At 60.2% G+C, this 21,385-nt stretch carries 15 protein-coding genes; 7 read left to right on the top strand and 8 right to left on the bottom strand.

Going from position 1 to position 21,385, the window contains the following annotated elements; genetic code table 11:
* Positions 1-245 precede the first annotated feature (245 nt).
* On the top strand, positions 246-1,862 hold the full coding sequence (locus D3260_RS08105; RefSeq protein ID WP_120098090.1) for a tannase/feruloyl esterase family alpha/beta hydrolase: 1,617 nt from the start codon (positions 246-248) through the stop codon (positions 1,860-1,862).
* Between the two features lie 529 nt (positions 1,863-2,391).
* Entirely contained in the window at positions 2,392-2,835 is a 444-nt protein-coding gene (locus D3260_RS08100) for an HPP family protein (protein ID WP_233544006.1), read from the top strand.
* A 1,266-nt stretch (positions 2,836-4,101) separates the two neighbouring features.
* Here the strand turns inward: D3260_RS08100 and D3260_RS08095 are convergent.
* The 3 genes from D3260_RS08095 to D3260_RS08085 form a co-directional block, all read right to left on the bottom strand.
* Complete coding sequence (locus D3260_RS08095) at positions 4,102-4,734, bottom strand: sulfotransferase family 2 domain-containing protein (RefSeq protein ID WP_158583459.1); 633 nt, start codon at positions 4,732-4,734, stop codon at positions 4,102-4,104.
* Between the two features lie 448 nt (positions 4,735-5,182).
* Positions 5,183-6,028, bottom strand: coding sequence for a lipase secretion chaperone (locus D3260_RS08090; RefSeq protein ID WP_158583458.1), 846 nt, complete (start codon positions 6,026-6,028; stop codon positions 5,183-5,185).
* Positions 6,029-6,188: 160 nt separating this feature from the next.
* On the bottom strand, positions 6,189-7,148 hold the full coding sequence (locus D3260_RS08085) for a triacylglycerol lipase (protein ID WP_199671420.1): 960 nt from the start codon (positions 7,146-7,148) through the stop codon (positions 6,189-6,191).
* A gap of 1,051 nt (positions 7,149-8,199) precedes the next feature.
* On the opposite strand from D3260_RS08085, the gene D3260_RS08080 reads away from it, so the two are divergent.
* Both D3260_RS08080 and D3260_RS08075 read left to right on the top strand, forming a co-directional pair.
* Entirely contained in the window at positions 8,200-8,439 is a 240-nt protein-coding gene (locus D3260_RS08080) for a hypothetical protein (protein ID WP_120098087.1), read from the top strand.
* A 13-nt stretch (positions 8,440-8,452) separates the two neighbouring features.
* Positions 8,453-9,526: a GTP-binding protein gene (locus D3260_RS08075; protein ID WP_120098086.1), complete on the top strand. Its 1,074-nt coding sequence runs from the start codon at positions 8,453-8,455 to the stop codon at positions 9,524-9,526.
* 207 nt (positions 9,527-9,733) lie between these two features.
* On the opposite strand, the gene D3260_RS08070 is transcribed toward D3260_RS08075, so the two are convergent.
* Entirely contained in the window at positions 9,734-12,067 is a 2,334-nt protein-coding gene (locus D3260_RS08070) for a bifunctional diguanylate cyclase/phosphodiesterase (protein ID WP_120098085.1), read from the bottom strand.
* 12 nt (positions 12,068-12,079) lie between these two features.
* Between D3260_RS08070 and D3260_RS17250 the strand changes: the two genes are divergently transcribed.
* Entirely contained in the window at positions 12,080-12,304 is a 225-nt protein-coding gene (locus D3260_RS17250; protein ID WP_147418134.1) for a hypothetical protein, read from the top strand.
* Between the two features lie 395 nt (positions 12,305-12,699).
* On the opposite strand, the gene D3260_RS08065 is transcribed toward D3260_RS17250, so the two are convergent.
* Positions 12,700-13,614 carry a LysR family transcriptional regulator gene (locus D3260_RS08065; protein ID WP_120098084.1) on the bottom strand — a complete coding sequence of 305 codons (915 nt, stop codon included), beginning with the start codon at positions 13,612-13,614 and terminating at the stop codon, positions 12,700-12,702.
* Positions 13,615-13,762: 148 nt separating this feature from the next.
* Between D3260_RS08065 and D3260_RS08060 the strand changes: the two genes are divergently transcribed.
* Together D3260_RS08060 and D3260_RS08055 are read left to right on the top strand one after the other, a co-directional pair.
* Positions 13,763-14,524 carry an SDR family oxidoreductase gene (locus tag D3260_RS08060; RefSeq protein WP_120098083.1) on the top strand — a complete coding sequence of 254 codons (762 nt, stop codon included), beginning with the start codon at positions 13,763-13,765 and terminating at the stop codon, positions 14,522-14,524.
* Between the two features lie 330 nt (positions 14,525-14,854).
* A complete protein-coding gene (locus tag D3260_RS08055) occupies positions 14,855-15,652 on the top strand; it encodes a TonB family protein (protein WP_158583457.1) in 798 nt (265 codons plus the stop codon).
* A 196-nt stretch (positions 15,653-15,848) separates the two neighbouring features.
* Here D3260_RS08055 and D3260_RS08050 read toward each other — a convergent pair whose 3' ends face one another.
* The 3 genes from D3260_RS08050 to D3260_RS08040 form a co-directional block, all read right to left on the bottom strand.
* Positions 15,849-18,014: a PhoX family phosphatase gene (locus tag D3260_RS08050; protein ID WP_120098081.1), complete on the bottom strand. Its 2,166-nt coding sequence runs from the start codon at positions 18,012-18,014 to the stop codon at positions 15,849-15,851.
* 1,059 nt (positions 18,015-19,073) lie between these two features.
* On the bottom strand, positions 19,074-19,691 hold the full coding sequence (locus tag D3260_RS17480) for a hypothetical protein (protein WP_158583456.1): 618 nt from the start codon (positions 19,689-19,691) through the stop codon (positions 19,074-19,076).
* A gap of 375 nt (positions 19,692-20,066) precedes the next feature.
* On the bottom strand, positions 20,067-20,726 hold the full coding sequence (locus tag D3260_RS08040; protein WP_120098080.1) for a transposase: 660 nt from the start codon (positions 20,724-20,726) through the stop codon (positions 20,067-20,069).
* Positions 20,727-21,385 lie beyond the last annotated feature (659 nt).

Below are 21,385 nucleotides of genomic sequence, written 5' to 3'. Positions count from 1 at the left end.
CGTACAAATCAACGCCCGTGTCACGAAGCGCTTAGCGCTTTTTGAATCCGGCGCGCGCGACCGACGACGCACCGGCATGGTCGAACAGCGCACACCGCAACACGCGTATATCGCCCCGTCGCCCACCACGTCTGTTATTGCCAATACGACAGCCGGTGGCTCGATGCGTCGACTTTTGGCCTATTGCAGGCACGAGTTCACCGTTCGTATTTTGATTATCATCAATAACAAAATGAGAGGGGCGCATGAATAAATCGTGCTTGTGGGCACTCGCGATCGGCGCGTTGCTGCTCCAGACCGGCTGCGACGATGACCACACTGATGTGACCACACAGGAGACGACCCGTGACTGTGCCGGTATCGCCCAGGCCGCGACCGACCTGAACGCCCGGATCGAGACACACCGAGTCGCAGCCGCGGACGGCCTGCCAGCCTATTGCGAAGTCTCGGGCCGTATCAACGAACGCACCGGCAATGGCCCCGACGGTACCGCCGCGCCGTACTACACCGGTTTCCTGTTGCGCATGCCGGACAACTGGAACCATCGTTTCTATTTCCAGGGTGGTGGTGGCACCGATGGCAATCAGGTCCTGGATCAGGTCCAGGGCGCACGCGCGGCCGGCGACCGAAGCGCGCTGTCGCGCGGCTTTGCCATCGTGGCCACGAACGGCGGCCACCCGCAGAACGATGTCGGCTTCGGTTTCGACGACCAGGCCCGTATCGATTACGGCTACAACGCCATCGCCCAGGTCGCCCCGACCGCACGGACACTGATCAGCCAATACTATGACCAGGCACCGACCTATTCATATTTCGTCGGCTGCTCCAACGGCGGCCGCCAGGCCATGCAGGCCTCGCAGCGATTCCCCGACTATTTCGATGGCATCATTGCCGGCGATCCGGGCTGGAACCTGACCCAGGTTGCCGTGGACGAGGCCTGGAACACACAACAGTTCGCTCGTATCGCCGAAACGGACCCGGATACCGGCACACCACAACTGTGGACCGCCTTCCCGCCGGACGACGACGATCTCGCAGCCGTATCCGACGCCATCCTGGATTACTGCGATGCCGCCGATGGGCTGCGCGATGGCATGGTCAATCGCCCGGCGGCCTGTACCGGTTTCGACATCGCCACGGTCGATGCATTGAGCGATGGCCAGAAACAGGCGCTGCAAGCCTTCCATGACGGGCCGCCGAACGATCTGTATACGACCTTCCCATGGGATCCGGGCATCCGTGGCTCCGGCTGGCGGCTCTGGACCGTCGGCAGCCCCGGCTTCAACGGCATCAACGCGGCCATGGGGGCATCGTCGCTGGCTGCCGTGTTCACCACGCCTCCGACCAACGCCGAGGACAACCCGCTTGCCTACGCCCTGAACTTCGACTTCGATACCGCGGCCGCGCAGACGGCCCCCTCGTCCCGGATTATCGATGCCGACAGCATCGATCTCGAGGCATTCGATCGCGCCGGCGGCAAGCTCCTGATCTACCAGGGCATGGCGGATCCCGTTTTCTCCGCCGACGGCATCATCGGCTACTACGACAGACTGCTCGAAGCCGGTGGGGGCTTCCAGAGCGTCGGCGACTATGCGCGCCTGTTCCGGATTCCCGGCATGAACCACTGCGCTGGTGGTCCGGCGACCGATCAATTCGATGCGCTGACCGCCCTGCAGGCCTGGGTGGAAGACGACGAACCGCCAGCCCGCATCGTGGCCGCTGTCGATCCCGACAACACGGAAATCCCGGATGACTGGGCCGACCGCACACGCCCCCTGTGTCCTTATCCGCAGTACGCGGCCTACAACGGCACCGGCGACGTCAACGATGCCAATAGTTTCACGTGCAGCACGCCGGACTAAAGCACGTTGAACGGCGCGTAATCGACACGCCGCGGGTCATTTTCATGCCACGCTGGCTGGCGCGAAAAAGGCCCGCTTACCGGCGAGCATTTCCGACATTCCAACAGGCAGCGATTGGCATTCGCCCCAACAGGCCCTAACGACACTCCATAAAACCGGGCGAGTCGCGCTCCGCACCGCATGGAGCGGGCCACCAAGGCGTACAGCCCGCGCCGCCCCCAAAAGGCGTCTCACCGTCGTTGACCATCCCGGTCGACGTCTTTTTCGCCATGGCGCGGCCTCTTTGCGCCATCGACAAGCCGCTGATGGCTCGGCCCTTTTCGCACTACACAGCAGAACATGCCTCGCCTTGATCCGATCTGGGACCGCAGAAAGACTCACGCTGGCGCTCAACCGGCCGATAAACCCATAACGGATATGTCCGGCGACCCCTGCCGACCTTCCGGAACCGCAAGAATCCGCCCACGGGCGATCCACGATCGATTGCCAGCCGCGTCGCTGTTGCTCGTCGGCCCAGGAGACGGCACCAATGAATACCCTGAACTACGACCACGTGTCCGACATCATGACCCGAGAGGTCATCAGCCTTGGCTGTCATCACACGCTTTATGACGTCCGCCAGCTGATGGGCGAATACCAGATTCGCAACGTGCCGATTCTCGATTCGGATCGGCGTCTGATGGGGCTCGTGAACCAGAAAACCATGCTACGCGAGGCGCTGCGGCTCACCGACGCCCACGGCTATAACCAGCTGGACGAGCGAATGGCCGCGATACCGCTCTCCGACGTTCTCGAGACGACATTCACGACACTGCCCGCCGACACGTCGTTGGCCGACGCCGGTCGTTTGTTACTCGATCATCGCCAGGTCAGCCTGCCCGTCGTCGACGGCGACATCTTGGTGGGCATGCTGTCAGTCGTGGACTATGTCCGAATGACGATCGACCTGATCGACAATCACGACGCGCCGTGATCGGGTCACCGAGACGAGAATGACGCGTTTGCCCCAACGCATAGACCAAGCCACGTTGTTAATGGCGACTTGCGACAATCTGTAAAGTCAGCGAGTGACTGCCGCCACCGATACAAAACCTGTTTATCGGCCAGAATCGCGAAACGCATATACCGCGGACAATTTATATCGAATACTTGCGATCATTTCAGATTCTTCTCGCATCTTCCGCTCAAGGGCCTGTCATCACGAGATAGGCTCCCGAAGGATTAGCGCCCAAGCGACGGCCATACGGCGTTATCACGCGCTCCCGTGGCTGGGCTACGCCATGCTCACAATGCCTTGTCTTGCCGCCGCTTGGCCGCGAGTGCGATCGTCTATCTCGTGACGACACGCCCCAGCCTCTTATATTTGTTTCTCTACAGGCCAGACTCGCCTTCGTTCATATCCAGAAGACCGGAGGCACGAGCATCCGTCGTTGCCTGGAACACAATCTGTCGGATCTCGAACGTATCGGCGGCACACACGATACTCTGCGAAGAGGTAATCGATTGATCGGCCGTTTCTTACAAAAGCGCTGCTTCTATGCGGCCTTCGTGAGAACCTCCTGAGATCGACTGGTCTCCTGATACGTGATGATCGAGCAGTCCGATCGTCGATTTTGTCGGGTGATTTGAAACGTTTCAGCAGGATGCACGGCAACTTCTCGACCACTTGAATCCGGCGCACGTCTCGCTAACCCATGCTCGGCCCGGGCAACACGCGCACTACAGTGCCTATTGCACAGACGAGATCGCCAGGATCGTCGAGCGGCAATCAATGCCCAAGCGAGCCTCGCATCGGACCGCATGAAGCGACCGTGGTTGATCTCTTATTCCGGCTTCGCGCCTGACGATGGCATGGACCTGACGCCATTGAGTCTGCGCCGATCATGGCGTGGATCGACAACGCACCGATCGGTGTATTGAAGATTCGCGCGACACAACAGACTACGCCACCCACGAACTCTTTAGACGAACGCTAATATACGAGATTGCCTCGTCCTACTGTCGCCAATCTTACCGATCGCCTAAAAACTGTCTGCAACCTGTCCCGGCATTCCTGCTCGCATGAAGTGCTGATACATGCGCGGGGCAAGAGTGGATATAGCAACCGTGTCTCCGTCGACGACTTCAACGCACTTTTCGTGACCGCAATCGATCGATACGCTCACTTTTTTGAGCCAGCCGTTCTTCCGAGTTATTTGACGACGGAAATATGAACTGAGCCGGATCGCTGAAAACGAAGCTACTCTGGCTTATCTATTTTTTCGTAATCCAGAAAATAGAAATCTTCCTCATATAGATTATTGATTATATTTATGCATTTTTTATCGTAGTAGCTCAGCCACTCTTTTTTTCTTTCAGAGGGATTTTTGTGCACTAGTTCCGAGTCTTTCGCGCCAATGGCCGACGCTATTTTGCTCCAATCTTCGTTGAGGCTTTCGACTCTGGCGACATAATCGACGCGACAGACCCCGTCTTTAAACATTTTTTCGCTTTGCGGCAAAAAATGATGATCTATTTCTTCCCGTCGATATTGCAACTCCTGGACGCAGAACGACGAAAAGCTGTCGTATTTTCCGACCGTTTCGTTTTTATCCTTCAGATAATGAAATGCTGAAACGACGATATCGTAGGGATTTCTGACGACAGTAAAAGAGAATTTCGGCCGATAAATATTTTCAGCGAGATTCAACCAAAAGTTTTTTTCCCACTGTATCTTGTCGTCTTTCCAGACGATCGCCCTATCCCTCAGCATGTTTCTAGCAATCGATGTCTGCGCGGCCTTGTTGTTCGGAAAATAGATAAACCGCTTTTCCGAATCAAAAATCAAGGGATTTCTTCTAGAGCGACAACTCAGGAAATCAGCGCTTTTCATGGCCATAAACCTTAAAAATAAAATTATACCTGCCCGGCATATCAGGTTTTTATAAAATTAATACCTTAACCTAACACAGGGTGATGATTGACGGCATCCGCATGGTTGGCAGACTTAAACTGGACATTGATCCGCTTTTCGCGACAACAATTTCGTTCTTTATTTCCGGCACGATATATCAGCTCAACCACCTGATCGCTTAACCCGGGAGCGCCGAAAAGCCTGTATCGTATGCACTGGCATGATGGACCATCCGACCCTACGCCGTCGCTCACCAATCTTTTAGGGCGCCATCGGGGGACGAGCCCACGATGAACGGGGCCTATTTTACCCGATGCTGATGCCAGAGACCGGATGTGCAAACGCATCGTGACCGACCCTGCCACGCCTGGCAGGGTCGTCCGTGCATGAACCGCCCTGCTCACCCCGCCGTTTCCAGTTCACATGCTCAACGCGTCGACGAAATTGATTGAGTTTGTGCCAGACGATCCAGGGCAGCGGCCCGACGACGCTCGGGTTCGGACGTGAAGTGACGCGCGCGCAGATCTGTCAACGCCCGGCTTTGATCTCCCTCGGCCATTGCGCTGTCGATGATGGCATCCCGCTCTCGGGCGTAGGCGTCGTAATGCTGCGCCCAGGCCGCGCGTCTGATATCGAGAGCCTCGAGACGATCCACTGCGTCCGGGCCCAGCGCCTGCGCTCTCATCTCGCGTATCCGCGCCGGGCTGGCCCCGGACGCACGCGCCTTGGATACGCGGGTCGCCAGTCGCACGGGCGTCGTCGCTTTCGCCAGGACCGGGTCGTCTTCGACGCCCTGCACGCCGCGGCGACGCGCCAACGCATCACGGACCGCCTCGTTCGATTCTCCGTAGAAAGCCTGCGCGGCCGTGGGCCCCAGTTCGGCCTGGCGTATTTCGCTCAGCCGGTTCAGGCGAGTTTCGAGATCGCTGTATGCCAACACAGCGCTGTGATCGACAACCCGCTGTTTCAACGCCATATAGCGATCATAAAGCGCCAACAGCTGGTCTCGAGCCCGATCGGGCACACCCTGCGATCGCGCATATCGACCGATCGTTTCCCGCACGGCCGCTGCCTGATCGTCACCGTCGTAAGCCCCTGCGCCGCTGATGAAATAATCGAACAGACGACGCACCGCACGGCTCGGTTCGAGACCACCCTTCGCGTCCACGGTAATCGCCCCGTCGACGGCCGTGCCCTGGAACTGGGGCGGTAATGTGTCACTGAAAGACACTTCGATGACGGTCGAAGGCGACGAGCGGGAGACGGCGGACATCGCCTGAGTCACGCCCGACGATGCCGACGGCCCTGGAGATTGATTCGCAGCAACGACGGGCCCCGCCGGCGCCGGTGCACCGAACCAGGCCCAGCTGCCAACGACCAGGCTCGACACCGCGGTCACCATGCCAAAGACGATGCCGTATCGCCGCCGCGGCTCAGATGCCGGCATTCTTCAGCCGGTTCGCCTGTTGACGGAACAACGAAACCGGATCCGTGCCCAGCGGTGGGGTCAGGCCGAGGATCTGGTTGACTTCATCGAGATGGTCCAGTCGATAGTTGTCGCGAATGACCGTACCGAAATGAGAACTGCACCGGCCCACCAGCCCGTCGTTCGGCTCGCTGATGAGCGCGCCCGTCGCCAGTAGCGCTGTCGACGTGGGATCAACGATATTCGTCGGAATACGGACCACGCCGCTCCAGGAGTAATACGGTGTCCCGTTGACTTCAGCCGCGCCGTTGCCGCAGCCCGCCGGCAGGGCCGCTGTCGCATACGTCCGGTTGAATCGCGCGGCCCCCTGCGTTGTCAGGACATCGAGGGCACCCAGCGAGTTCTGCGGGTTGAACGGGTGTCCACTGAGCACGGAAATCACGGTACCGAATGCATCCACCGCTGTGGCCACACCGTCACGCACCGGCGGCACCGCTGCGGTGACACCATCGACCACATCAGCGACCGGCGAACCCTTGTGCGGCGTGCCGACCGTCGTAATCGATGCCACGAGATCCGGTCGCACGGACGCGACGTAACGCACCGTGAAACCGCCCTGGCTATGGCCGATCAGATTGACTTTGCGTACACCGGCTTCGGCCGTGATCTCTTCGACCTGGGCCAACAACTGTTCGCCACGCACCGTCGGGCTGTTGGCCGCCGAAACCGAGGTCACATAAACATTCGCGCCATCTTTTTGGAGGTTCTCGACGATATCGAACCAGTAGTCGATACCGGCCGCCGAATCGAATCCGAAAAGCCCGTGCACCAGGACGATCGGATATTGCGTTGCGGTATAGCCACTCGACTTTTCGCCCTGTGACCACGGAAAAAGGCCGGCCGCAGCCGGCGAGGCAAGACAGAACGCGCCCATGGATAACAGGGCAAGCCCCAGTGTTTTTTTCATGACGACCCCCTCGTTTCGCTCGTCGGATCAAGGCTAGCCCGGAACTGACAGCGCCCGAATCAAGCGAATGGTCTTAAGACCAATAGGTGAATCTGGGATCAATAGGCACTTGTCTTTTAATTCGACAACTTGCGCCGATTTTAAAAAATCGGCGATAAAATCGGTCGGCACGCAAAGCGTGCTTGATCATCGATTGCTCCGCGCGTCCCAGCGACAGCCGACAAAGCGCTGTCCCATGATTGATTCATGGCTGCTGGCTCCCGCGACCCGAGCTCTGGGCCACCGGACATGAAATCGACTCACGCCACGCGTGTTGCGTGCTTGTCTGGCGCTGAGCGCGAAAACGAGCATGTCCTTGGCGGTGCGGGACCGGGTTATTTGCGACCACACCAATCCGGGGTCACCCCCCCCGATCAAGCACAGAACCGAGCGCTTGCCCCCTGCCCCGTTTTCACCGAGCCGATGGCTCGAGTGTCACCCAGTCGTGTTCGTTCCCCCTCCCCCGGCACACAGCGTGCAACCCCCGCGATCTGTACACGCAGCGCCTCGTATTCGCCGCCGCTTTCGGGGCCGTGTGGCAGGCGCGCGGTCGCGTCATCGGCGATCCGGGCCCGTATTGCAGAGACCATCTGTTCGGCGCCCGGTGCCCCCGTCGGCTGCCCGAACCCATCAACCGGCTCGGCAAAAATAGGTGGACCGGTCACGATGACCCGGCCGTCAAGCGTCACGCGATAGCGAGTCGGCCGCTATGCATACAGCGTATAACGGCCGTCGCCGCCGGCACCGCAGCGGATAAAGCGCTGCCCCCCACTCCTTCACGATCAGCCCGATCGATAACCAGGCTTGTCCACAAGACCGGACATCGGCACCGAACGCATGATCCGCACAGCGGCGACGCTGCCGCATCGTCGCCGGCTCGGGGTACGAAAGCCGGGCGTCATATAAGCGCGGTCATCGGCCCGCACTCGACGTCACGAGAAGCGCGAGAACGATACATGTATCGTTTTGTTATGTTATAACTTTATTTAACAGACGGTCGCTTTCATCGCCTATGTCTACTCTGGCCGACATCATCCCGCGGTGCTATGCCGAGTGGCACCACTGCATCACCGTGGATTGCGGCATCGACCTCACGCCGGCCTTTATCGGCGCTCGCCTCGACGCCCTCAACAATCCTGCGGATCCCGGCACCCAGCGCTTTATCCGGACCTACGGCCCCACCCATCACCAGGCGGTGATCACGTGGTTTGAACACGCCCGCCGGCAAGCCTGCTGCCCCGCGCCCGCTTAAAGGCCCAGGCCCCATGTCCGCGTCCACACATCAACCGATTCCCATCACGCTACTGACCGGTTTTCTCGGGAGTGGCAAGACCACCCTGCTCAACGGGCTTGTCCGGCAGCCGGCCATGTCCCGCACGCTGGTCATCATCAACGAATTCGGGGAAATCCCGCTGGATCATCAATTATTCAGCGCCACCGAAGATATCGAGCTGGTCACCCTGGACAGCGGTTGCCTATGCTGCGCGGTCCGGGGCGACCTGGTACGGACTCTGCGCGACCTGCCCGGCCGTTTCTCTCGCGGTGGACAACGATTCTTTGACCGCGTGGTCATCGAGACCACTGGTCTGGCCGATCCAGCCCCTATTCTGCATACGCTCATGAGCGAGCCGCGTGTGGCGCGGACCTATCGCCTGGATAGTGTCGTGACGACCGTGGACAGCGTGCACGGCGAGGCCAGCCTGAGCGCACATTTCGAAGCCAAGCGCCAGGTTGCCATGGCCGATCGCCTGCTGCTGACCAAAGACGATCTGGCCGGCACCGCCACCCGCACAGCGCTTCACGAGCGGCTGGCCGCGCTCAACCCGGGCGCGCGCTGTATTGCGGCCCGCGACGGTCACATCGATGCCGGAGAAGTCTTTGGCCTCGATCATCACAGCGGTGCTGAAACCGCCGCGGCACTGGATCGATGGCTCGCCGAGCCCGCGCCGACGATGACCGGACTGAAGCTGGCCGAACCGATCGACACCGCACCTGCATCTCCTCGCACGGGCTCGGCCGTCGACAAGACGCCCCCGCCCCACGACACACGAATCCGGACCGACAGTTATGTCCTCGACACACCGATCGCGCGGGTGCGCCTGCAGACCTGGCTGGAGTTCGTCTTGTCTGTCATGGGCGAGCGCATGCTGCGGATCAAGGGCCTGCTCAACCTGGCCGACGAAACCGCGCCTACGGTGCTCCACGGCGTGCAGCACATCCTGCACCCGCTCACCGAACTCCCCGAGTGGCCCGACGACGACCGTCGCTCCCGCCTGGTCTTCATCACCTGTGACGTGCCGCGCCATACTCTCGACAACCTGATGGCCGCACTGTACTGACCGTCGCGCCAGGCAGCCGGTCCACCCGATTCGGCCGGAACACGCATGTCTCGTCGAACGCCGAACGGCCCAGGGCGTGTTGAGGTTTCGTTCGAGTCCGCGCCAAGCGCTGTTTTGCGGCAAGACGAGGCGTAGCACGCATAGCGTGTCATTCTGCGCCAACCTGCTGGACCGCTGGATTTCCGTCGTGCCAGCATTCGCGACGATTCATTGCGGGCCGACGGCTTCGGTGCCGGCTAGTTCACCGAGGTGCAAATCGAGCGATAGCAGCCGCTCGGCATTGATGACCGGACGGCCATAGAAGAACCCCTGCAGCTCCTGGCATCCCTTATCCCGAAGCAGCTCGGCCTGCTCGCGTGTTTCGACCCCCTCGGCGATCAGCGTCATGCCGAGGCCGCGGGCGATATCGCCGACAGCGCGGATGATGACACTGCTACCGGGCTCGGTGATCACGTCGTTGACGAACGAGCGATCGATCTTGACGCGGTCGAACGACAACGTCCGCAGATAGGACAGGGACGAATAGCCGGTGCCGAAGTCGTCGAGCGCGATCTTGACACCCAAGGCACGTATGCGACACAGCATCGACAATGCGTCGTCGATGTCCTCGACCAGCACACTCTCGGTCAACTCGATCTCCAGCAAGCCGGGTGGCAGGCCGGATTCGGTCAACGCACGCTGTATTCGGTCGGGCAGACTCTGATCCTGGAACTGGGCCGCCGATATATTGACCGCAACCCGGCGATTGTCCTGCCATGCCATGGCATCGGCACATGCCCGGCCGAGCACCCATTCGCCGATCGGCACGATCAGCCCGCTTTCTTCGGCGAGCGGAATGAAGTCGGCCGGCGAAACCATGCCGCGCTCGGGATGGCGCCAGCGAATCAGCGCTTCGTAGCCGGTGACGTCGCCGGAATCCGAGGCAATGAACGGCTGGTAATACAGAACGAATTCCTCGAGCGCGATGGCATCGCGCAGATCCTGAAGCATGGCCGCACGTTGTTTTGTCTGCCGGTCGGCCCGGTGATCGAAGAAACGGTATTGACCACGACCGGCCTGTTTCGATCGATAGAGCGCGGCGTCGGAATTCTTCAGCAGCGTATCGGCTTTTGTGCCGTCACCCGGCGAGATCGCCACCCCCGCACTCACACCGATTCGGATCAACAGGTCCTTGATCTCGTACGGGCACGACAACGCATTGATCAGATCGTCACACAGGGTTCCGAGCGCCGCGCGATCCGCCAGCAGCGTCTTGATCACGAACTCATCGCCGCCGATACGGGCGACGAGCCCGATATCCGAGGCGACCTCGCGCAGACGATCGGCCACCCCCTTCAATATGGCATCCCCGACCGGATGGCCGTATTTGTCGTTGGCAAGCTTGAAGCCGTCCAGATCGAGCGTGATGACCGCGACCTGCGGCGCATTCTTTCGCTCGAGCATCGACGCCAGCCGATTGAAGAACGTCAGCCGATTGGGCAGTCCAGTCAACGCATCGTGATGGGCCAGGTTGTAGACCGCCTCCCTGGCCAACTGCTCGGCCGTCACATCGGCCATGACACCCCGAAAGACGCCGGCGCCGTCATTCCGATCATGGACCGGGCGACCGGAAATCGACCACCAGCGTCGTTCATCGCCGGCCATGCCGGGCACGATCAGATCGCGAAACGACTGTCGATCGCCCAGACGCGTGGCCAGCAGCCGGCATGCCTCGCCGTTGCCGCCCACGTCGGCCGCCGTGAGCACCCTGGCGATCGGTACGCCCTCGAGCTGCTCCACCGATCTGTCGAACGCACGCGCAAATCGCTCGGAGACATCAAGCAGCCGATTGTCGGCATCGACTTTCCAGAGCCAATCGCTCGATTCGTCCTGATACTCGTGCAGGAGCAACGCGATGGTGTCGGCGCGCTGGCTCAGCTCATCGGTCTGCTGCTCGAGCTGGATCTTGCGCTGCAGACTTTTCTCCAGCCACAGCGAGAGTCGCCGGGCGATCAGTAACGCCGCCAACGCCATGAACACGAGCAGAGTGATCGGCCGATAATCGATGACCGACCAGCCGACAACGGTCGGCACCAGAAGCCAACAGACAATATTCGTGACGATGAACACTGCGGCCAACCAGAAGGTCGCGATATAAGCGAAAACCCCGGCCCACATGACGCTCGACGCCACAATCACCATGTATGTCGACACCGCCCCGCCGTATGTGAACGCGATCGCGACCGGCGGCAGAAACACGCTGAGCCACAGCAGGACGTCAAGAATCGGATGCCGCCATACCGCATTGGCGTTGCAAGGCACAGCCTGCGCGAAGGCCGCTCGGTAGGCGAAATAAAAACGCTGTAGCGCGATCGGCGCACTGATCGCGACCCACCACAGCAGAACCGAACCACACTCTGCCCAGAACAGCAGGCAGGTGATCACCATCCCCAACAAAGTGGTCGGGATCGTGGTGAGAAAATTTCGTTCGAGGAAACGCACCTGCAAACCGCGAACGACGTCTCTCGCTATCTCGTCCGGCGGATTTGTAATATTGGTCATAAAATTATCTCGATGACCCGGATCAAACTGCCGTTAGAGCCGATCGACGATTCGTTCGGTCTCGCACCGGATGCAGACCCAAATATCCGGCGCCAAAAACCGCGCAAGTCATTGTCGAAAAAAGCGGTTTCCGATGAAAAAATGGCTTGGCGCATCATTCACCAAGGCCAGAACGACACATTGAAAGCGCATCGGCATGCCTTAAAGCGCTATCGGCCGGCGCGCCCGGATATTTAGGGGGCAGGTGAAACAAGTCCCCGCGAATGGAGACAGCCGTCCGAGACCGTCGGCGCCCATGGCGAACAGCATCATGCCGGTCGGACCTGGCCAACCCAGCCTCGACCGAGATGGCTGCTCGAGGTGCGCACATCACCCCGGTCTCGCAGAACGGCAGCGCCATTGCGAGACGGCGACGAATGGTCTTCTCGACGGTCGTGCAACACGCGCACCCTGTGGAAACTCAGCGTCCCCAGAGTTCTGGCGGCGCCTGCCCGCTCTTCGTCGTTGGCGTCCCGTACCATGCGCTGGAAACATGACGGCCACGCGTCACCGACCGTCGCGGCCCCTCTGAACAGCCGATCCATACCGGGCCGGCGGCTGCCCGGCGAGGAACCCTGCGGTTCACGAGGTCATCAGCGGCCCCGGATATTCGGGTCGCCGTCGGCGTGCGCGAAACAGTCTTGCACCCAATCAACGAACACGCGGACACGCGGCGACAGTTGTCGACGCTCCGGATACAGCACCGAGATCGGCGTCGGATTCGGCGCGTAGTCGACCAGCAGTTCGATCAACCGACCCGAGGCGAAATCCTCGGCCAAGCGATAACGCGGCGCCTGGATCAGGCCGAACCCCAGCCGAGCGAGCTCGGCCGCGGTGTCGGCCTGGGCCACCGTGATTCGCGAGGCCGGCGTGGTCTGGATCCGTCGACCGCGATCGCGAAGCCCCAGCGGCATGACATCGCCAGTCGCCGACGAGACGAAACCGATCAACACATGGCCGCCCAGATCAGCGGGGCTTTCAGGATGGCCGTATTGCCGTAGATAAGAAGGGCTTGCCGCCACTGCCTCCGGCAATGCCGCCACGCGACGCACGATCATGTCGCTGTCCTGCGGCGTACCCGCGCGCACGACACAGTCCACGCCTTCGCGCACCAGATCGACCAGCCGATCGCCCTCGCCGATATGCAACGACAACCCGGGATAGCGCTGCATGAACGCGGGCAGATGCGGCAACAGAAAATGGCGCGCCATGGTGCCGTGCAAATCCACCGTCAAGCGGCCACGCGGCTCGGTATCGGAGACCGTGTCCTCGGCGTCCTCGATGGCCGCGAGAATGTCGCTGCAGCGCGCGTGATAGACCTTGCCTTCCTCGGTCGGCGCCACGTGGCGCGTCGTACGTTGCAGCAATCGCACGTCCAGACGGGCCTCCAGTGCAGCAATCGCCTCGGAAGCCGCCGAGCGCGACAGGCCGAGGTCACTGGCGGCGGCAGTGAAACTGCGTCGTTCAGCGATACGCACGAACAACCGCATGACATCGAGTCGGTCCATCGACAGGTCGGGCAGCAGGCAATGTGTTCAATCTAGCGCGATTGTTCGCTCTAGGCGACCAGTGATGTCGCGGAATGCCTGATTATCCTGACTCAGCGAATCAATAGAATCCGTCCTATCGATTTCAAACGACCCGAAAGGACCCATCATGGCCAATCTGCATTCCTCCGATACGCACAACGATCATCGTGTTGCTCTGGTCACTGGCGCCTCCCGCGGCATCGGTGCGGCGACGGCCAAACGGCTGGCCGCCGACGGCTTCGCGGTCGTCGTCAACTATGCGGGCAATCGCGAGGCCGCCGACGCCGTTCGCAGCGACATCGAACAAAACGGCGGCCAGGCGCTCGTCGTTCAGGCCGATGTCTCGAACCCGTCCGAGGTCAAACGGCTCTTCGACGAGACGATCGATCAGTTCGGCGGCGTCGATGTGCTGGTCAACTGCGCCGGAGTCATGGATCTGGCACCGATCGGCGAGATGGATGACGCCACGTTCGATAAAACGGTTGCGATCAATCTCAAGGGCACGTTCAACACACTGCGCCAGGCCGCCCAACACCTCAGAGACGGCGGCCGGGTGATCAATGTCTCGTCCAGCGTGACGCGACTGCTGCAACCCGGTTACGGGCCGTATGCCGCAACCAAGGCTGCCGTCGAAGCGATGACCGGGGTCTTCACGAAGGAGATGCGCGGCCGCGATATTCGCGTCAACGCGATTGCCCCCGGGCCGACGGCGACCGAGCTGTTCCTCGAAGGCAAGCCCGATCACGTCGTCGACCACATCGCCAATCTATCGCCGATGGAGCGCCTGGGACAGCCCGACGAGATCGCTGCCATGATCGCCGCACTGGCCGGCGCGCACGGCGGCTGGGTCAACGGCCAGACGATTCACGTCAACGGCGGCGTGATCTGATTCGCCCCATGGGCGGGCGAGGCCGTTTGCCTCGCCTGTCCCATCGGCTTGTATTGGCAAGGCCACGTAAAGACAGAGCGTCTTCATCGTGGGCGGCGCAGCGGCTACCCTCGCCTCATGGCGACCGCACCAAGGCACGCCAGTCACATCGTCTATGCGCCATCGCCCTACCCGTCGATCCGACACGGCTCATCCCCTCCCTCAAGCCATTGCCCGCGATGCGGGGATGGACCGAAAACAGGCTGCCCTCTTGAATAACCCATGGGATGTGCTTTTTCGACTACAGTAGTCAGAGGCGACAACGACAGACAAACGATGAAATATTGGGGTATGGCACTCGGTCTGGTGCTGACGGGCTGTACGACGACGCCAGCCATCCAGCCTGTCTCTGCCTGGAAACAGGTCTCTCAGACCGCCGACCCATCGATCGAAACCCAGGCCAGCACGACTGATGGCCAGCGTATTGCCGTGCGCCTGACCTGCGGCACCGACCGCAAAGGTCCCGGATCCCCCCTGAGGCTGGCCGTAGAAACCGATACCGAACCGGACGGCAACGGCAACGGCACGATCACTTTCGGCGATCAGCCACCATTCAACGTGACCTGGCGATCGAAAAACGCCGAAACGACACCCGTGCTGCCCGTCGACACCCTGGCGACCGGCCTGGCGAGCGTGTTTCGCTCTCACCGTCGCGTGGTATTGACCCACGTACCGGGTTTTCAGACGCCGTTACACTTCACGGTTGGCCAGGGGCCGTATGAATCGGTCGGTGCGAATTTCATGGCGCACTGTCCACCGATCGCCTCGCAGATGCCCGTACTGGTCCGGATTCGGGCATCGACGTTGGTACCGATGCCCAAGCCGGTCCCCAAAGAACGCCGTTACGCAGTGCCTCGCTACCCAAGCAATGCTATTCAGGAAGGCCACGAAGGCACCGTACATCTTGTCTCCGCAGTGGACACACAGGGCAACGTCCTGTGGCCGGAGATCGTCGGCTCGTCAGGCTACGGCGAGCTCGATGCCGCCGCCAAGGCGGCATGGGCCACCATGAAATACGAGCCCACCCCCAGACTCGGGCAGAACGAGCTCTATCTGAAGCGCGAAGAGATCACCTTTACATTGCCTTGATAGAGGCGCCAACCCGACGTTTATCCGGATTATTCAGGAACAGTACGAAGCGTTTCCGTCTCGCCCCAAGCGGGCGACGGATGAATCCAGCGCGGCCAGAGCGCCGAAAACCGCGGTCTTTATCGTCAAAAGATCGGCTTGACGCTCTGCTCGCCGGAGCGCCAAGCCAATAACCACGCGATACGGCCGGTCGCGTCTACACGGCGATCGGCCCGCCGTCGCTTTTCTGGATCACGACCGTCGATGCGCGCGGCCGCACGGTGTCGTTGGTCACCGCAGTGGCGTCGTCGGACATCGACGGCCAGTTCCCCGGATGCTGGATGTTGATGAACAACGCCGATTTATCGGGCGTGGCGAAAATACCGGTAATTTCGCACCCGTTCGGCCCCACGGTGAAGCGCTTGAGCTGGGCCTGGTCGGCCGGATCGATAACTGCGGCATCGCCGTCGGCCAGGCTCACCGCCTTGGGCACGACAGCCAGGACCTGGTCATTGGTATCTTCAGCAACCCGATTGCCGCCATTGTCGGTCTCGATCCAGAGGATGCCGTTGCCGTCGCCGCGATCGTCGTACCAGAGACCGTCGGGACTTGCGAACTGATTGGCCTCGGTCAGGCCGGATAGATTGTCATCGATTTCCGGCGCCCCGCCGAAGACGAAAATGTCCCAGGCGAACGTGTTGTCCTTGGCATCGCTCTCACGCCAGCGAATGACCTGCCCGTATTCGTTGTCGGGACGCGGGTTGGCGGCGTTGACCGGCGCCGAGGCATAGCCCACGCCCGGGTTGTCGATCGATGTGCCGTCGCCGGTGAAGCTCGGCTGGGTATCGGCGGCGGTACGGTCGGAGTTGTTCGTCAGGGACATATAGACATCGCCCGACACCGGATCGACCGTTCCCCATTCCGGGCGATCCATGGGCGTTGCGCCCAACAGATCGGCCGCATCGGCGGTGTTGATGATGACACCGGCCTGATCGTTCGCGGCGAGCCCGAGGGCCGCAGCCAGGGTCTGATCGCCCGACTTCGTCATGGCATCCGGCGTCAGGGCGAGCCAGTCGCCGCTGCCATCGGCATTGAAGCGCGCGACATAGAGCGTTCCGGCATCCATATACAGATCGCCCACCGCGAGCCGATCCGTATTGGCGCCGGCGCGGTTTTCGTGGTTGGAGTCCCAGACGGCGTCGGAGACATATTTATAGATGTATTCGTTGCGCGAATCATGGCCGGTATAGAACACCACCGGCTCGCCTTCGACCAGCTTGCCGGGCCAGCAGCCCTCGTGGCGGAAACGGCCAAGCGCGGTCCGTTTCACCGGACGCGCGGTGTTGTCGTATGGATTGATTTCGACCACGTAGCCGTAGGTCTTCGGCTCGTTGCGATAGTCGCCGGTCGCCGCATCGGCGCTGGGTGTGGCATCGAACCGCGCGAATTCGCCGCTATCTTCGTCGGCGGTACCGGCAGCGGTCTGCCAATGATAGATCGTGTCATCCGTCCAGATACCCAAGCGGTCATCGTCGGGGTCACGATCATCTGATTTCATGAACAGATTGGGCCAGTTCTCCTCGCAGGTGAGATAAGTCCCCCAGGGGGTATAGCCACAGGCACAGTTGTTCATCGTGCCGCGCGTGGCTGTGCCGCCATTCGAGTAGGCGGTGACCACGTACGGGCTACCGGCGACCGGCCCGCTCAGCCGGCACGGCGTATGACCGGTGATACGACGATTGTAGTTGGCGTCCATGACCGGCGCCCAGTGGGCATCGTCGTCTTTGCGCAGACGCACAAGCGTTACGCCGTGGGCGTTGATCTCGGTCCGGACCTCGTCGACCGGGCGCCGACCGTCATTGTCTTCCGGGGCGGTCGGCCCGCCCTGCGGTGCCCAGAGCGGGCCCTGGTTGATGTATTCGTTGTTCATGGCCAGCACGAAATCACGCGAGGCCGTGTCGTCGGCCAGCGGGAAGTGGTACATCCCGTCATGGTTCATGCCGACGCTGCTGGCCTGGATTGCCGGCGTCATATGCTGGCTCATCGTCCAGGCCGGTGCCGAGGCATCGATCGGTGTCCCCCAGGGAATCAACACCTGGGCGGTGTAGCCGCTCGGCACGACGACCGCATCGGTCCTTGAACCTGCCACCGCCTGGAAAGCCAGCGCGAGCGCCGGCGCGGTATCGTCATCATCACCGACCGACACATCACGATCATCATCGTTACAGCCGGTGAGCCCGAAACCGGCAAGCATGGTCGCGGCCGCGACCCCCATCCCGCCGCGCATCACATCGCGGCGCGACAGACGTCGCGTCAATACCGACGAAAACGGCTCGTTGTCGCTGTCATTGAAAAGCCGGTGGTCTTCGACTTCCTCACTCATGAAACGCCCCCTTATGGCATCAAAATGGCGCGTGGTTCAAACCACTTTCTATGGAGGCACAAAGATTAAAGACGGCCTGTGACCGTCTTATTAAAAACGTTGGTTGATTTGAATAATATTGCTTATCCGGGACAGTACATTTAACGCAATATCCCGTCGTGCCACACCCGGAACGCCGTTATGGCCCGCCTCGCCCGTGTCGTACTTGGCGATATATCACACCACATCACCCGACGAGGCCATCGTCGCCAATCGGTCCTTTTCAAAGACGACGGCGATCGATACGACATGGCGTTAATCGACGTATTCGTACATAAGGCGAATATGGCAGGGGCACCTACTGCCTCATACCGAATCACATACACCTCATCCTTAAACCGAACCACACCAACGGATCGCGCGCCTCACCGGGCGAAGCGCGTCGGCGCGATACGCGACACATCAATTGCCGTGAGAACTGGCGCGGCCACTTATGGCAGGAGCGATTCCACGCCTACCCCATGGACACGGCGCATCTCCGGCCGTCATGCGCTACGTACAGCGCAGCACGGTTAAGGCGAGCGTTGTAGCGGACCCGCTCGACTGGCCATGGTCGAATGCCCATGCCCATATCCACGACCGAGCCGATACACACACCCGACTGTCACGAACGTCCGACCTGTCTGATGATTGGGCCGACTACCCGGCCCCCCGACGTTCCGGTGCACGAAAAAGCGCCAGTCAAACCGCCTCTACGCACCAGACGGCCCCTCGGCGACGAGGCGTTCATCGGCCAAACCGAGCGGCAGCTTGGGCGCACGCTTCACAGGCAATCGCCGGGGCCGAAGGCAAAGGGTAAGAAGGAAATCACTATACTGTCCCCGGATCCCGCCGCCGATCTCGGCGACGCTTTAAATTCAATCCTGACTCTGGACTGGACACACGCCAGGCATCGCTTGAGAGCTCGCGAACCGTAGTCTGTTCCTTAATACCTCTTAAAACCTTAATACCCAGCTGCCATTAGTTCACGGGTCGCTACCTCGACTCGCAAACCTCAAAACAACAGCCTAGCGGTACACACTAATTTGCATTCCGCTTGCCGCCCGAAGCTATCGGCGTAGTTGATCTGTGTACATCAACAGACTCTAGGTCGCCGCCCGAATAAGCGCCGGAGTACCCTGTGCTCGAACTGCAATTTTCGTAGGTTAGAACGGTAGTCACCCTTACGATCGAAGATGTAGTCGTATACGAGTCGTGAAACGTGTAGTGAACGCCATAGCCAACCGTTCCGCTACCTGTTCCCTGATTGATTCGATATGTGAAATTCTCATAAGAATCAGCATCTGCCAGATTCTTGCCGCTCGACGTTCCGCCACCCGAGCTTGTGCTTCTGGGGTTCACGTGAACCCCGTTAGAAGGACTGGAGCCGTAAGGATTTTGGCCGAGATCGGTCGCAATCTTCTTCGCGGAGTCCGACAGTGGAGTACGTACGATCTCGAATACGTCTCCATTTTTATCCAATACAACTGTTTTCAAGACATTATTCTCCCGATATGTCTTGATACAGTTGGTCACACAGTTAGCATTGCTTTGCCCTGGCGCCCCGGAAATTGCGAGCGGTGACGAAGCAGCACCGGCCGTAGTCGCCACTAGCCCAAATGCGATGAGTACCAGCGCCCTTTTTATTGATCTATTCATCCTTATCTCCCCTTAGTCACAACTAGTTCAGCGGTGTACCAATTCAACAATCCTTATTAAAAACTGCATAATAAACCAACCCCTCTTTGGATATAATGTCAAGTCTTTTTTAGGGAATTTCTCTGGGTCATTTTTACGTGGCTGCACGAGAAACAAAGGATGTCTTTTTTTTCAGATACTTTGCGAATGTTTGGGCTCAGGTTCAAACTGCCTATCAAATTGGCTATCGCTATTAATTTTCGCAGAGAGACTCGGCCAGCAGCCATTCTGCGCGGTTTAAACACTTCCTCAAGGACAGACGTCCTATAGGGGACAGACCCTGCGGGGATCCGGGGACAGTGCGGGGATCCGGGGACAGTATGCTTATCTCCGTTCCTAGCCCTTCGCCTTCGGCCCAGGTGGTTGCTTGCGAAGCGTTCGCCCAAGTCGCCGTTCGGCTTTATCTATGAACGCATCGTTGCCGAGAGGTCGGCCGGTGCGTAGGTGTTGTTCGACCTGTGCTTCTTCGTGCGTCGGAACGCCGCAAGCCAGATAATCGGACCAGTCGTCGGCCAAGTTAGGAACCGGCGACAGCTGAATGTATGGATCCGCTTGATCAAGTACATGTGCGTTTGCGCTCGACCATGGCCATCCCGTCGGTTCGGCGACCAGATCTGCTGCAACGGGGTTGAGCTCTACGTAACGCACCGCCATCCAGAGATGGGCATCGTCCATCGGGTACGAATGGAACCGCTCCTGCCATAGGTGGCCGCGCCAATTCTCACGGAAATTGATGTAGCGGGTATACCGTCGATGGGCCTCGCCCAGTGCAGCACGCAGGCCATCCCTGTGCTCCGGTTTGAGGATAAAGTGCACATGATTGGGCATGAGGCAGTAAGCGATCACCCGGGTGCCGGCTTTCTGCGCGAATTCGTCGATCAGTGCGAGGTAGTAACGATAGTCGTCGTCCTCGAAGAACACCGGGTGGCGACGGTTGCCGCGCTGGGTGATGTGGTGCGGTGTGTTCGGTAGAACGACGCGGGCAAGACGAGCCATAAGTTCAGTTCTTGGTTGCGCGCCCCGGAGTGCGCGTGACAGATCAGTATACTGTCCCTAAATCCGGCAGCACGGTTAAGGCGAGCGTTGTAGCGGATCCGCTCGACTGGCCATGGTCGAGTTCCCAGGCCCATATCCGCGACCAAGTTGATCCACACACCCGACTGTCACGAACGTCCAACCTGTCTGATGATTGGGCCGACTACCCGGCCCCGACGTTCCGGTGCACGAAAAAGCGCCAGTCAAACCGCCTCTACGCACCAGACGGCCCCTCGGCGACGAGGCGTTCATCGACCAAGCCAAGCGGCAGCTTGGGCGCACGCTTCACAGGCAATCGCCGGGGAAGAAAGCAAAGGGTAAGAAGGAAATTAATATACTGTCCCGGGATCCGGCCGCCGATCTCGGCGACGCTCTAAATTCAATCCTGACTCTGGACTGGACACACGTCAGGCATCGCCTGAGAGCTCATAACCGTGGTCTGTCCCCAATGCCGTTCACTTAGCGATATACTATTGAATATTGATCGCTTCCGGTAATCGGCATGGCAGGCAAGGCGTCGACGTTGGGTGGTCCCATCCGCATGGCGGACTATCTCAGCATTGGATTGCTGTCACGCCTGGTCTCGCCAGCGCTTGTCGATGAAGCGCTTCGTCTTCATG

The organism is Salinisphaera sp. Q1T1-3 (assembly GCF_003602005.1).
Lineage (GTDB): Bacteria > Pseudomonadota > Gammaproteobacteria > Nevskiales > Salinisphaeraceae > Salinisphaera.
The sequence above is the reverse complement of the archived record's forward strand: the minus strand, read 5'-3'. Positions and strand labels throughout refer to the sequence as shown.

What these genes read in the sequence shown, in the direction of transcription:
- D3260_RS08105 (WP_120098090.1), top strand. Translation starts at nt 246, where the DNA reads ATGAATAAATCGTGCTTGTGGGCACTCGCGATCGGCGCGTTGCTGCTC.
- D3260_RS08100 (WP_233544006.1), top strand. Translation starts at nt 2,392, where the DNA reads ATGAATACCCTGAACTACGACCACGTGTCCGACATCATGACCCGAGAG.
- D3260_RS08095 (WP_158583459.1), bottom strand. Translation starts at nt 4,734, where the DNA reads ATGAAAAGCGCTGATTTCCTGAGTTGTCGCTCTAGAAGAAATCCCTTG.
- D3260_RS08090 (WP_158583458.1), bottom strand. Translation starts at nt 6,028, where the DNA reads ATGTCCGCCGTCTCCCGCTCGTCGCCTTCGACCGTCATCGAAGTGTCT.
- D3260_RS08085 (WP_199671420.1), bottom strand. Translation starts at nt 7,148, where the DNA reads ATGAAAAAAACACTGGGGCTTGCCCTGTTATCCATGGGCGCGTTCTGT.
- D3260_RS08080 (WP_120098087.1), top strand. Translation starts at nt 8,200, where the DNA reads ATGTCTACTCTGGCCGACATCATCCCGCGGTGCTATGCCGAGTGGCAC.
- D3260_RS08075 (WP_120098086.1), top strand. Translation starts at nt 8,453, where the DNA reads ATGTCCGCGTCCACACATCAACCGATTCCCATCACGCTACTGACCGGT.
- D3260_RS08070 (WP_120098085.1), bottom strand. Translation starts at nt 12,067, where the DNA reads ATGACCAATATTACAAATCCGCCGGACGAGATAGCGAGAGACGTCGTT.
- D3260_RS17250 (WP_147418134.1), top strand. Translation starts at nt 12,080, where the DNA reads ATGACCCGGATCAAACTGCCGTTAGAGCCGATCGACGATTCGTTCGGT.
- D3260_RS08065 (WP_120098084.1), bottom strand. Translation starts at nt 13,614, where the DNA reads ATGGACCGACTCGATGTCATGCGGTTGTTCGTGCGTATCGCTGAACGA.
- D3260_RS08060 (WP_120098083.1), top strand. Translation starts at nt 13,763, where the DNA reads ATGGCCAATCTGCATTCCTCCGATACGCACAACGATCATCGTGTTGCT.
- D3260_RS08055 (WP_158583457.1), top strand. Translation starts at nt 14,855, where the DNA reads ATGGCACTCGGTCTGGTGCTGACGGGCTGTACGACGACGCCAGCCATC.
- D3260_RS08050 (WP_120098081.1), bottom strand. Translation starts at nt 18,014, where the DNA reads ATGAGTGAGGAAGTCGAAGACCACCGGCTTTTCAATGACAGCGACAAC.
- D3260_RS17480 (WP_158583456.1), bottom strand. Translation starts at nt 19,691, where the DNA reads ATGAATAGATCAATAAAAAGGGCGCTGGTACTCATCGCATTTGGGCTA.
- D3260_RS08040 (WP_120098080.1), bottom strand. Translation starts at nt 20,726, where the DNA reads ATGGCTCGTCTTGCCCGCGTCGTTCTACCGAACACACCGCACCACATC.